We start from the raw sequence: 11,866 nt of genomic DNA, 5'->3' as shown, positions 1-11,866 counted from the left end.
GCAGCAGCAGCTAGCAGTCGAGCAGGAGGAGCCCCGGGATCGACGCCGCGACCGCGAGCAGCTTCGGGCTCGGGGAGACAGCGACGGGCACCCGGGCCGTCCTCAGCAGGGCGGCGTCGTACGCGCTGTCGCCGAAGGCCGCAAGCACGGCGAGCTCGGGGAAGATGCGCTCGAGCGCCCGGGTCTTCCCCTCGCCGTACGTCGCCGGCGCGCCGAGCTCGGGGGCGATCCGGCCCTGGCGGACGGCCGGGGTCATCGCGGCGATCCGCTCGGGGGCGATGCCGAGCGGCGCGACGGCGCGCTCGATCACGAAGCGCGGCGACGCCGACACGACGAACACCGGCGCGCCGTTCGACCGCGCCCACTCGAGGATCGGCAAGAGCGCCGGCCGGATCCGCCCCGCGTGCCCCTTCTCCTCGAGCACGCTGTCGACGAGGCCGGCGAGCTCGTCCTCGCGCCACCCCGCGAAGGCCCACGCCATCATCGCGAAGGCCCGGTCCTCCGGGTACCGCTCGGCGACGAACGCCGCGTAGAGCGCGCTGGCGATCTCGTGCGCGCCGCCCTCCGCGGCGACGCCGAACGCCTCGGCCTCGGCGCGCAGCGCCGCCTCCGCCTCGGGCCGCGCGCGGCGCCCCGCGAGGAACGCCTCGAACAGGTCGATGCCGACGTCGCCCGCCCAGAGGGTGCCGTCCGCGTCGAAGGCGAGCGCCGCGCCCGCGCCGGCCGCGCCGCGCTCGGCCTGGAGGCGCCGCAGAATGTCGCTCGTGCTCTCGCGCGGGATGGTGGGCGCCCCGCCGCCGTCGGGGTGTGCTGCCGTCGGCACGGTCAGCTCGCCTTCTCGAACAGCGAGCGGTGCAGCACCGCGACCGCGGGCGCCACGCTCGCGTCGTCGATCACCATGCACAGGTTGATGCTCCCCATCGCGTAGCTGAGCATCTCGACGTTGACCCCGGCCTGGGCCATCGCCTCGAGCACCTGCGCCGCGACGCCCTTCTGCCGGGGGAGCCCCTGGCCGACGATCACGAGCGTCGTCCGGTTGGGAAGGACCTCGCAGGTGCCGAAGCGCTCCAGCTCGGGCAGCGCGCGGCCGAGCTTGCCGAGGTCGTCGGTGGTCATCGAGACCGACACCTCGGACGTCGTGATGACGTCGATCACGACCTCGTGCCGGGCCAGCACGGCGAGGACCTGCGCGAGGAAGCCGACCTCGCCGAACATCCGGGTCGAGCTGATCTTGAGCACCACCTGCCGCTCGCGGTACGCGATGCTCGTCACGGCCGGCGACGCGGCGTCCGTGTTGAAGTCGATCACCGTGCCGGGGTGATCCGGCCGGTTCGTGTTGAGCACCCGCACCGGGATGCCCTTCTCCATGGCGGGCAGGAGCGTCGACGGGTGCAGCACGCGCGAGCCGAAGAACGCGAGCTCCGCGGCCTCGTCGAAGTGCATCGTCGGGATGTTCCGGGCCGTCTTCACGACGCTCGGGTCGGCGGTCATCACGCCGTCGGTGTCGCTCCAGATCTGCGCCTCCTCCGCGTCGAGCCCCGCGGCGAGCAGCGTGGCCGTCAGATCGCTCCCGTTGCGGCCGACGGTCGTGATCTCGCCGGCCTCGTTGCGGCCGACGAAGCCGGTGACGATCGGGACGACGCCCTCGGGCACCCGCTCGGCGAACATCGCCTTCACGCGGGCGTCGAAGCCGGGCAGCGGGCGCGCGCGGCCGAAGCTCGCGTCGGTGATGAAGCCGAGGTCCCAGACGTCGTACGCGCGGGCCGGGACGCCGCTCCGGGCGAAGAAGTCGGCGATGCAGCGCACGGCCATGCGCTCGCCGAAGCTCGCGATGTAGTCGAGGCTCCGCGGGCTGAGCTCCTTGACGAGGCTGATGCCGCGCAGGAGATCCTCGATCTCCTGGTAGAACGGCGCGAGCAGCTCGGGCGCGCAGCCGAGCGACTCGGCGACGGCGCGCTGCCTGGCCAGCGGGACGGAGGGGTCGAGCCGCCCGGTGGCGGCGAGCTTGGCGGCGTTGATCAGCGCGTCGGTCATGCCCTTGTGGGCGGAGCTCACGACGACGGGTCGGCGGGCCAGGCGGGCTCTGACGATGTGGAGAACCTTCTCGATCTGCGCGCGGCTCTCGACCGAGCTGCCGCCGAACTTCATGACGATCATGCGCGTGCCTCCATGGGCCTGCCGGCCCGGCGGCGCCGCATGATAGTCAGGGCCGGCCGCCACGCGAGGAGGGAAGCGGGGGTTTCCTTGGGCGCCATCCAGGGCGCCGATCGCCGCACATGGGCGTCACGCCTCGGGCCCCCGGACACCGGGCCGCGTCAGACCGCGTCAGACCGCGTCAGGCTTCTGTTGCGAGCAGCGCCCGGAAGCTCTCGCGCTTCGTGAGCAGGAGCCAGCGCAGGTTCTTCATGAGCTTGCTCTGCTCCGCGAGGGCGGCGTGGCTCAGGAGGACGAGCTCGGCCACGCTGATGCCTTCCCGCACGTCGTCCAGCGAGACCTTGACCCTGCCGTCGGCCGCGGCGCGGCACCGGGCGAAGCGCGAGATCACCACCGTTGCGAGCGAGAGGTCGAGCACCGAGGCGAGCAGGTGCCGGGGCGACGAGAAGATGTGCCGGCGCTGGAGCACGAGGCGCAGGTAGTCCCGGACGGCGGCCCCCTCGTCCCCGTCGAGGAACCGGTCGACCGTCCTCACCCGCTGGAGCTTGAACGGCCTCGGGACGAACAGCATGTCGACGGTGCCGCGCCCGAGCATCCAGGCGACCTTGTTCCAGGCGCTGCGCAGCGCGTGGAGCTGCGTCCACGGGGCCTTGCCGACCCGGTGGCCCTGGCGGACCCGCGACGGGTAGCAGAGGTTGCCGAGGAGGTGGGCGAACAGCACCCGCGCGTAGAACGAGGGCCTCTTGCGGGGCGCGAGCGGCTCGAGCTCCCCGGCGCTGGCCTGCGCGAGGGCGGCCTCGGTCGACGCGTCCGTCGCGCGCTCGGCGCCCGGCGGCAGGGCGCGCTCGAAGGCGGCCGTCCAGTCGTAGAGCCGCGCCAGCGTCGCGGCGGGCGACGCGTCGGTCGCGAGCTCGTCCTCCCAGTGCTTCACCGCGCGCAGGTACTGGGGCTGGGGCAGGATGACGCCGCCCAGCGTGGCGAGCGCCTTCGACATCCGCTCCGTGTCGCCGCGCTGCTCCAGCTTCGCCGCGAGCTGGCCGGCCACGGGCTCGCCGTAGTTGTCGCGGATCGACGGGCAGAGATGGGAGAGCTGCGCGACGACGACGTCCTTCTCATCGCGCACGAACCCGAACGGGAACGCCTGGCACGACTTCGGGATGTACTCGTGGCCGAACCGCTTCTGCATGCTGCAGAGCAGGTCGTCGTCGAGGAAGACGCACTGGAGCCGGCCGTCCTCCTCCCGCATCGGCAGGACGCCGCGCGCGATGACGAGCGCCCCCTCCTCCCCGACCCGCTCCCGCACCCACGGCTCCTCGAGGTACCGCCTGGCCTCGTCGCTGCCGAAGCGGATGTTCCAGGGCAGCCGGCAGCAGCGAGCCGGGCAGTCGCGGCACGCGAACTTCTGATCGGGAGGAGAGGAGAGCTTCTCCGCCGGAAGCTTCGGGAGCCTCTTCGCCGGAGAGGCGTGCTTCGTCTTCGTCGCCATGGGGCGGCGGACGATACAACGCGCCGGCAGCCCGCGCTTGGCCGCGCCACCGAACGGTCGCGCCGAACGGCCGGCGCCGCCCGCCCGCCGAGCTCGCCCTGCCGGCCGGCCCCGGCCGGCGAAGCGGACCTGGGGTCTCAAGCGTGGGAACGCGCCAGGCGAGCGGGCAGAGGAGCGCGGACAGACCGCGGACAAAAAGACAGCGCCGCCGGGGCCTCAGGGGGGCGAAGGCCGCGCCGGCGGCGCTGACGTCCTATGAAGCACTCAGCGTGCCATCCGGCGCCCCCTGAGCTCGCAGCAGAAATGGCGGCATTGCGTCGGGAACATCCCTTCCACGTTTCGATTCTGAAACGCCAGGGTCTCAGCATTGAACGATCGTAAAATCTATTTTCTTTCCACCACGTTTCGGCATGGACGCAACAAGTACAGCCAGAACTGAGTTTTTCCCGTGTTGTGGCACGTCAGGCCGTGCTCCGTGCTACGAGCGCCGTACCCTCACTCAGGAGAAACAAGATGCGGGTTGGTCTTCCCCTGTCTGCAGTTACAGCGATGTGTCTGGCGCTCGCGGCGTGCGGCGGCGAGGATCCGACGCCGCCCGGGACGACGTCCGGCACGGGCGGTCAGGGCGGCGCGGGCGGCCAGGGCGGCCAGGACGATCAGAGCGGTGACGGCGGCAAGGGCGGTGACGGCGGCAAGGAGGGCGGAGGCGAGCGGCCGAGGGCGAGGGGAAACGGCGAGCCCTGCACGAGCAACGACGAGTGTCTCGGCGGGGTCTGCTTGACGGAGCAGAAGTTCGGCTGGGCGGGGGGCTACTGCTCCTCGCTGTGCCACCCGGACATCCTGCCGTGCGAGGCCGGCGCCGTGTGCGCGGACCACGGCGACTACTCGATCTGCCTCAGGTCGTGTGAAGAGACGGCCGACTGCGGGCGAGCGGGGCACGCCTGCATCGACAGGACGGGGGAAGGCGCGCTGACGTGCGTCGGCGGCTGCAACGCCGAGCAGCAGTGTCAGGGCGCCTGCAACGACGATCTCGGGCTCTGCGTCCGGTCCGGCGAGGTCTGCGACAACGGCAGGGACGACGACGTGGACGGGCTGCGGGACTGCGAGGAGCGCGACTGCGCCGCGCACGCGGCGTGCGCCGCGAGCATCGCCGCCGCGTGCACCGGGGCGACCGACGTGTCCGCGGGGGGGACGTTCTCCGGCACCACGGAGGGCGGCACCAGCGTGTTCGGCGCGATCTGCCCGACCCGCGACGGCATGCACCCCATGGGCACGGGCATGAACGAGCGGCTCTTCCGGTTCGTCGCGCCGGCCAGGGGCATCGTCGCGCTCGCGGCGAGGGCCACCGAGGGCGACCTCGACTGGTACGTCCAGACCAGCTGCGCCGACGCGGCGACGCGCCGCGGCTGCTTTCGCGCCTTCACCGCGGGCGACCGGCCCCTGGAGCTGACCGTCGCGGAAGGCGACAGCTACTTCGTCTTCATCGAGGGCAAGGACGGCGCGGACGCGGCGTATGCCCTCGATGTGGCCTTCGCGGCGGAGATCTGCGGCGACGGGACGCGCGTCGGCGCGGAGGAGTGCGACGACGGCAACACCGTGGACGACGACGCGTGCACGAACGCGTGCGCCGTGAACCCGGAGGCCGCCTGCGCGGCCGCGGCGCCCATCGCCGGGGACGCGGCGGAGGGGGACGCGTCCCGGGGCACGCAGGGCTTCACGGGATCGTGCGGCGGCGCCGGCGGGGAGGTCGTGTATCGGTATACCCCGCTCGCGAGCGGCGAGGTGACGATCACGGCGACGCCGGTGGGCTCGGCCGATGTCGTCCTCTACGCGCGGACCGACTGCGCGGACCGGGAGAGCGAGATCGCGTGCGCGGATGACCCGGGCCACTTCGAGGCCGCCGAGTCGATCAGGGTGACGGTGACCGAGGCGGCGCCGATAGACATCTTCGTGGACAGCTACGATGGCGCCCGCTCGGGGCCCTTCACGCTGACGATCGCGCCCGCGGAGTGACCCGCCGGCGGGGCGCGCTCGCGCGTGGGCTCGCTGGAGCCCACGACGTCACCCGGGCGCGGCGCGCGTCGCCGCCAGTCGCCGCCACAAAAGCGGACCGGCCGTCCGGGAGGCGCCGCCTCCGGACGGCCGGGGATCGCCGCCTTCGCTTCGCTCACTGCGGCGGCGGGGGCGGGGCCTCCCTGGCGCTCGGCGCGTCGGCCACCCGCAGATCCACCGTCGCGACCTCGTCCGGCTTCACCTCCACGCCGGCCCCGGCCGTCGTGGACTCGACGCTGATCATGTAGATCCCGGGGGAGATCGCGGACACGCGGTACGAGCCGTCCTCCGCGGTGATCGGCGAGTACAGCCCTATCGAGTTCTCGTCGCCGACCGGCGTGGCCAGCGTGAGGCGGACCCCGGGGAGCGGGCGCCCGCCGGCCGTGACGCGGCCGCGGATCTCGCCCGTGCCCCCGGGCGGCAGGGAGACGTCCTGCTCGGTCTCCTTTCCTTCCTGGACCTCGGTGTCGATGAGCCTCATCCGCTCTCCGTACTGCGCCATCACGCGGATCGGGCCGGCCGGGAGCTGGTCGAAGCGATAGCGGCCCTCCGCGTCGCTCATCGTGTTCACGAAGCCGATCGGCCGGTGCAGCAGCGTGAGCCGGACGCCGGCGAGCGGCGCGCCGTCGGCGCCGCGCGCCACGCCGACGACGCTGCCGCCGGGCGACATCACGAGCTTCACCGGCGGGAGGTCGTCGCAGCCGGCGACGTCGACGTTGACCGAGCTCACCGCGTTCGCGCCGTCGTAGCCGCGGACGGCGATCGTGCCCGTCGGCACGTTGGACAGGACGAACGCGCCGTCGTCCTCGGTCTGCGCCTGGGCCGCGGCCTCCAGGGCGACACTGCTCATCTGGCCGGCGGCGATCAGCGACTCCGCGTCGACGAACACGCCAGGCAGCGGAGCGCCGGACGGATCCACGGCGCGCCCGGTCAGCGTACATCCCTTGGAGAGGGTCAGATCCACCTTCTGGACGTCCCCGGGCCGCACCGAGACGAACGACGAGAACGCCGGCGCGTGCTCCGCCGTCGTCGCCCTCACGACGAAGGGCCACGCGGGGAGCTGAGCCACGCGGTAAGAGCCGTCCGGGCTCTCGAACACGCGGGAGAACAGGGGCGGCGGCGCGGGGTCGGCCTCCGTCACGGGCGAGAGCACGTCGATGGAGAACCGCCGCACGGGCTCGCCGCGCTCGTCGAGCACGCGCCCCTCGATGACGCCGCTCTTCGGGAGCACGAGGCTCACCGTCTGGCCGCTGTGCGCCGTCGTGGACGTGGTCCCGTAGCCCTCGACGCTCGCGCTGAGCTGGTAGGTCCCGTCGGGCAGCGTGAGCTCGAACCGCCCGGCCTCGTCGCTCTTCGCGGTGCCCGCGGTCGTGAGCACGTTGCCGGCGACCTCGAAGGAGGACGCGACGACCGTCACGCCCGCGAGGGTGCTGCCGTCGGTCGCGTACACGTGGCCGCCGATCGTGGGCCGCGCCTCGGGCCGCGCCTCGTGGGCGCCACGGAGGAGCGCCCTGTTGCGGTAGCGGGCGCGCTTCTCCGCGCCGGCGGTCTGGGGCTTCGCGCTGCTGCGGGCGACCTCCTCGCCGGTCGGGCGCAGGAGGAGAAAGAGGACGACGCCGGTGAGGGCCGCCGAGAGCAGCCCGAGGGCGACCCAGAAGGGCCGGCGGGAGGGTCTCCGTGTCGACGTATCGCGTTGCATGGTTGCTCCTGCAGATGAGTTGACCTGGCCAAAGCTGCTCGGCCGGACGCTCGACGGAGAAAGAAAGAGGGGCCGCTGGCCGTGGCCAGCGACCCCTCCTCCTCCGTGCGCGGCGCGCCGCGAGAGATGCGCTCCCTGTCCTGCCCGGGGCCTGCGTTGTGGGCTATTGGCAGGGAGTCTCACGCCGGGCGCCCGCGCGCCGAGCGCCGTCCTATCGCCGGGACGACGCCGGAACGGCCGGCGTCACGGCCCGTGGCACTCCGCGGTCAGCTTGACCCGCCTGGCCGAGCTCAGAGGGCTGAACTTGATCATGGCCGCGATGACGCCGTTGTGATCCGACATCCCATAGAAGCTGAACATCGGAGAGACCTGGCCGTTCGCGGTGATCGCGTAGTTGTTCTCGTGCGGATCGGCCTCGATGGACCCATGGGTGAACTGGTAGCTGGCAGCGTAGCAGTCGCCCCACTCGAACGAAGGAGTATAGAACATCCTGCTCTGAGCCACCGCGATCGGGCCGCCCCCCTCGGAGTACCAGTTGACGTGGTTCGAGCACTTGGGATCGAACGGGCTGACCATCACGTGCTCCTCGAGCTGAGCGACCCAGTACCCGTTCGGGAGGGTCCGGAGCCCGGTGCTGGTGGACACCCTGTAGAGGCAGTCGTTGCGCAGGGCCATGGCGCTGCCCGAGACCGACGTCACGACCGCGAAAGCGAGAGCATAGCGAGCAATCTTCTTCATGAGAAACACCTCCGAGGAATCGAATCTGTGGTGAAGTTTAGTTGCAGATACCTATCCAGATCGTCACCCAAGGGATTCATGCCCCGGGGCCTGCGCCAGGGGAGCGTGCCCCGACGGGTGCGGCGCGCGTCGTCGCCGGCCCGTCATGGTCACGCGCCCGGAGGAACCCGCCCCGAGGTCATGACGCGAACAACAGGAGACTATTCTCCCCGCGGGATCGCGCAAGCACTTTTGACTGGCCATCACCGGCCCAAAACGCGACTGACATAGAACCAGGGAGAATACCGGCACTCCTCGATTATGCACTCATACCCTCTGCCTCGAACGCACCCCGAGGGCTCCCACATCCAGCCGAAGTATCACGCACCAGCGCGCCAGAGGCGCTGTGCGGCGACGCTGCGAAGAGCGGTCCAGGCCCGGAGTGGCGAGAGGCGCGCAGCGCGGGCGCACGCCGGGCGCGCCAGGCCAGGAACCCAGGGAATTCGTGCGTGTCTTCGCGCCCGACGGCGGTATGACGCCCTGTGGGTCCTGACCCGCCATGTGACGCCGATGAGCATCGAGGAGCCACCCTCGCGCCGAGCATCGATTGAGCGCGGCAGTCCTGCGATGATGGGAACTCCAGATATCGAGTCGTCGCGCGGGGCCCGGTTCGTCCCGGCCCCTCCCGGCCATGCCCGGAGCGGGCGCGCGCCATCTCGGCTGGACGTGGGCGCGGCGGCCCGGGACGCCCGGCGGCGCCCGCGTGGATCACGCCCTCGCCGTCGCGCGGCGACAGACGGCCGGCGATCTCGAGCGACGCGCACGTCCCCGCGCCGCCCCCGACGAGCGCCGCGCCTCAGTACGCCACGGCGACCGCCTTGCGGACGTACTCGTCGCTGTCGAGCTGCGCGAGCATGAAATGCGCCAGGTCCTCGCGCGATATGGTGGGGCCGCCGAAGAAATAACCGCCCATCGGCAGGTGGTCGGCGCTGGCGCGGTACGCCTTGCTGAGCCCCCGGTCCGTGAGCTTGGGCGGGCGCACGAGGGTCCAGGCCACGTCGCTCTGGCGGACGGCCTCCTCCATGCGCCGCATGTCGGAGTACCTGTTGCGGAGCAGCGGCTTGACCAGCGCGCGGAACAGGAGCCCGGCCTGCTCGTCGTCGATGCCCGCCGCGGTGACGGCGATGAGGCGGCGGACGCCGTGCGCCTTCATCGCGCGGAGCACGTGGACGATGCTCTCGGAGTAGACGCGCGTCGGCCCGAGGCCGCGCGACCCCAGGGCGGAGAGGACCGCGTCGTGGCCCGAGACGGCGCGCGACACCTGCTCGGCATCCATGATGTCGCCGCGGAGCGCGCGCAGCCGCTCGTGGTGCGGAACAGGGATGGTGGCGGGATCGCGCGCGAACGCCGAGACCTCGTGGCCGGCCTCCAGGGCCTGACGCACCAGCGCGGCGCCCGTCCCCCCGGTCGCCCCCAAGATCAGGAGTCTGCTCATGAGCCGCGAGCCTACCCGGTCTGCCGCGGCGGGTACAACTCGCGCGCGGGCGGCGCGCCGGGGCGCGCGGCGGCGAGATCGGCTGGAGAGCTCCGGGCGCGGGGCGCTCGGCCTGTCAGGCGCCGAGCCGCAGCCACGCGATCACGCCGTGGTGATCCGAGCCGGAGAACGGCGCCCGCTCGCAGCGCGTGATCGTCCACCCCTCGCCGGGCTGGACGAAGACGTAGTCGATGCGGCGCAGCGGCAGGCCCGCCGGCCAGGTGCCGCCGGCCTTGCCGGGGTGCGCCTGCGTCCATGCGTCGGCCCAGCAGGCCTCTCCAGCGCTCGTCTGGAGATAACAGACCGCCTCCTCGCTCGGGAGCGCGTTGAAATCGCCCATGAGCACGGCGCCGAGGCTCTGCGACTTCTGCCGCTCGCGCGCGGCGAAGCTCACGAGCTCCCGCACGGTGCGCGCCCGCGCGCGCTTCGACAGCGAGAGGTGCGTGACGAGCACGTCGATCACGACGCCAGCGCGCCGGATCGCGGCGCGCAGGACGACGCGCTGGCTGTCGCGCTCGAACGGATCCTCGCGGTCGAGCGTGAGCGCCTCGACGGAGTGGTCGAGCACGTCGATGTCCTCCCTGCAGAGCAGCGCGACCCCCTCGCACGCGCCGCTCGCGGCGACCCTGCCGGGCGCGAACCAGGCCCTGTATCCGCCGACGAGCCGGGCGAGCTCGCCGGCCTGCCCCAGATCGCCGCTCGCGGCTTGCGCGTGCACCTCCTGGAGCCCGAGGATGCACGGGCGCACCTCGCCGATGAGCCGGGCCAGCATCGTCCGCCGCCGCTCCCAGAGGGCGACTCCACCCCAGATGTTCTGGGTCATGATGACGAGATCGCGTTCGTCGCTCAAATGCCTCCTCCTCGGGCGCCCGGCCGGGGATGCTTCACCAGCGCGTCGAGGACGCTCAAGGCCCCGTGAGCGAGCCAGTCAGCCGCCTTGTCGAGGAGCGGCCGCGCCGCGAGCGTCTCCCGGGTCACGGCGCGCGAGTCCGCCCTGTCCCGCGAGAACAGGTCGGCCACCCGGGCCACGAACGCCGGATCGAACACGAAGAGATTCACCTCGTTGACGGCGGTCAGGCTGCTCGGGTTCGCGTTGAACGTGCCAATCGTGCACCAGTCGCCGTCGACGAGCGCGAACTTCGAGTGCATGACGTCGCGCTGGTACTCGAAGAGCTTGAAGCCGCGATCGAGCCACGCCGCGTGCTCGGCGCGCGCGGCCCGCTGGATGATGGGCAGATCCGTCGCGCCGGGGAGGATGACCTGGACGTCGACGCCGCGCCTGGCCGCGTCGACGAGATCCTTGAGCATCCCGGAGGGCGGGAAGAAATAGGCGTTCTCGATCCAGACGCGCTCCCTCGCCCGCCGGATCGCCTCGCGGTAGCAGGTGTAGACGCGCGCGTTGTCGTCCGGCGTGTCCGCGATGAGCTCGAGATCGGGGTACTTGCGGCCGGTCGCGTAGTCGCGGAGCCCCCCGCCGTCGCCGTCGGCCTCGCGCCAGCGCTGCTCGAACAGGTGGGCGAAGTCGCCGACGCAGGGGCCCTCGACGCGCATACAGACGTCGTGCCACCCCTCGCCGCCGCGCCGCTCCGGGAGCCACTCGTCGCCCCACGCGGCGCCGCCGGTGTAGGCGACGTCGTCGATCACGATCACGCGCGAGTGATCGCGCGGCAGGAGCCCGCCGCGGCCGAGCGCGACCGCCATGGGGCGGTAGGCGCGGACCTCGACGCCGCGGCGGCGGAGGTCGTCGAAGAACGGGGTGTCGGTCTCGTTCGAGCCGAGCGGGTCGTAGAGCAGCCGCGCCCGCACCCCGCGCGCGGCGGCCCGCCCCATGACGTCCGCGAACGCGCGCCCGAGCACGTCGTCGCGGTAGATGTACGTCTCGATGTCGACGCACCGCGCTGCGCGATCGACGTCGCGGAAGATCGAGCCCAGCACCGCCTCCATGCCGGGCAGCAGCGTGAGCGCGTGCTCGGCCGTCCGGATCGGGCCGACGGCCTTCGGCGCCTCCTCGCCGGCGCCCGCGGCCGCGCGGGCGCCCGCGGCCGCGGCCGCGGCAGCGCGATCCACGGGTGGGACGCCCGGCGCAGGCGCGCTGCGTCCGTCGTCGAGGGGGCCCTGCAACCGGCGCTCGCGGAAGATCATCGCGGCAGTGTGGAGGATGTGCGGGGGAAGGCGAGCGCTCCCGGGGGCGACCTGCCCTCGCCGCGCGCGGGCGAGGACGGGC

The 11,866-nt window shown here is 72.5% G+C and carries 9 protein-coding genes; 1 reads left to right on the top strand and 8 read right to left on the bottom strand.

What is annotated here, in order from left to right; translation table 11 throughout:
* Positions 1-10 precede the first annotated feature (10 nt).
* The 3 genes from WMF24_RS47960 to WMF24_RS47950 form a co-directional block, all read right to left on the bottom strand.
* A complete protein-coding gene (locus WMF24_RS47960) occupies positions 11-823 on the bottom strand; it encodes an HAD family hydrolase (RefSeq protein WP_437734204.1) in 813 nt (270 codons plus the stop codon).
* Positions 824-825: 2 nt separating this feature from the next.
* Positions 826-2,157, bottom strand: a complete 1,332-nt coding sequence (locus tag WMF24_RS47955) for an aspartate kinase (protein WP_437734203.1) — start codon at positions 2,155-2,157, stop codon at positions 826-828.
* Between the two features lie 178 nt (positions 2,158-2,335).
* Positions 2,336-3,640, bottom strand: coding sequence for a YkgJ family cysteine cluster protein (locus WMF24_RS47950; protein ID WP_437734202.1), 1,305 nt, complete (start codon positions 3,638-3,640; stop codon positions 2,336-2,338).
* Between the two features lie 549 nt (positions 3,641-4,189).
* On the opposite strand from WMF24_RS47950, the gene WMF24_RS47945 reads away from it, so the two are divergent.
* Positions 4,190-5,653, top strand: coding sequence for a DUF4215 domain-containing protein (locus tag WMF24_RS47945; protein ID WP_437734201.1), 1,464 nt, complete (start codon positions 4,190-4,192; stop codon positions 5,651-5,653).
* A gap of 154 nt (positions 5,654-5,807) precedes the next feature.
* Here WMF24_RS47945 and WMF24_RS47940 read toward each other — a convergent pair whose 3' ends face one another.
* From WMF24_RS47940 to WMF24_RS47920, 5 genes are all read right to left on the bottom strand, one after another.
* Complete coding sequence (locus WMF24_RS47940) at positions 5,808-7,391, bottom strand: MSCRAMM family protein (protein WP_437734200.1); 1,584 nt, start codon at positions 7,389-7,391, stop codon at positions 5,808-5,810.
* A 243-nt stretch (positions 7,392-7,634) separates the two neighbouring features.
* Positions 7,635-8,129 (bottom strand): hypothetical protein, encoded by a 495-nt coding sequence (locus WMF24_RS47935; protein WP_437734199.1) that lies wholly within the window; start codon positions 8,127-8,129, stop codon positions 7,635-7,637.
* A gap of 835 nt (positions 8,130-8,964) precedes the next feature.
* Positions 8,965-9,603 (bottom strand): NAD(P)-dependent oxidoreductase, encoded by a 639-nt coding sequence (locus WMF24_RS47930; RefSeq protein ID WP_437734198.1) that lies wholly within the window; start codon positions 9,601-9,603, stop codon positions 8,965-8,967.
* A 115-nt stretch (positions 9,604-9,718) separates the two neighbouring features.
* A complete protein-coding gene (locus WMF24_RS47925; RefSeq protein WP_437734197.1) occupies positions 9,719-10,492 on the bottom strand; it encodes an endonuclease/exonuclease/phosphatase family protein in 774 nt (257 codons plus the stop codon).
* A complete protein-coding gene (locus tag WMF24_RS47920; protein WP_437734196.1) occupies positions 10,489-11,784 on the bottom strand; it encodes a phospholipase D-like domain-containing protein in 1,296 nt (431 codons plus the stop codon). The genes WMF24_RS47925 and WMF24_RS47920 overlap by 4 nt, the downstream gene beginning before the upstream one ends.
* Between the last annotated feature and the right edge of the window lie 82 nt (positions 11,785-11,866).

This window comes from Sorangium sp. So ce1335 (assembly GCF_051521615.1).
GTDB lineage: Bacteria > Myxococcota_A > Polyangia > Polyangiales > Polyangiaceae > Sorangium.
Note: the sequence above shows the minus strand (reverse complement) of the source record. Positions and strands in the feature narration are given on the sequence as shown.

Bases quoted from the DNA above. Each gene is read 5' to 3' on its own strand.
- WMF24_RS47955 (WP_437734203.1), bottom strand. From the start codon at position 2,157: ATGATCGTCATGAAGTTCGGCGGCAGCTCGGTCGAGAGCCGCGCGCAG.
- WMF24_RS47950 (WP_437734202.1), bottom strand. From the start codon at position 3,640: ATGGCGACGAAGACGAAGCACGCCTCTCCGGCGAAGAGGCTCCCGAAG.
- WMF24_RS47945 (WP_437734201.1), top strand. From the start codon at position 4,190: ATGTGTCTGGCGCTCGCGGCGTGCGGCGGCGAGGATCCGACGCCGCCC.
- WMF24_RS47940 (WP_437734200.1), bottom strand. From the start codon at position 7,391: ATGCAACGCGATACGTCGACACGGAGACCCTCCCGCCGGCCCTTCTGG.
- WMF24_RS47935 (WP_437734199.1), bottom strand. From the start codon at position 8,129: ATGAAGAAGATTGCTCGCTATGCTCTCGCTTTCGCGGTCGTGACGTCG.
- WMF24_RS47930 (WP_437734198.1), bottom strand. From the start codon at position 9,603: ATGAGCAGACTCCTGATCTTGGGGGCGACCGGGGGGACGGGCGCCGCG.
- WMF24_RS47920 (WP_437734196.1), bottom strand. From the start codon at position 11,784: ATGATCTTCCGCGAGCGCCGGTTGCAGGGCCCCCTCGACGACGGACGC.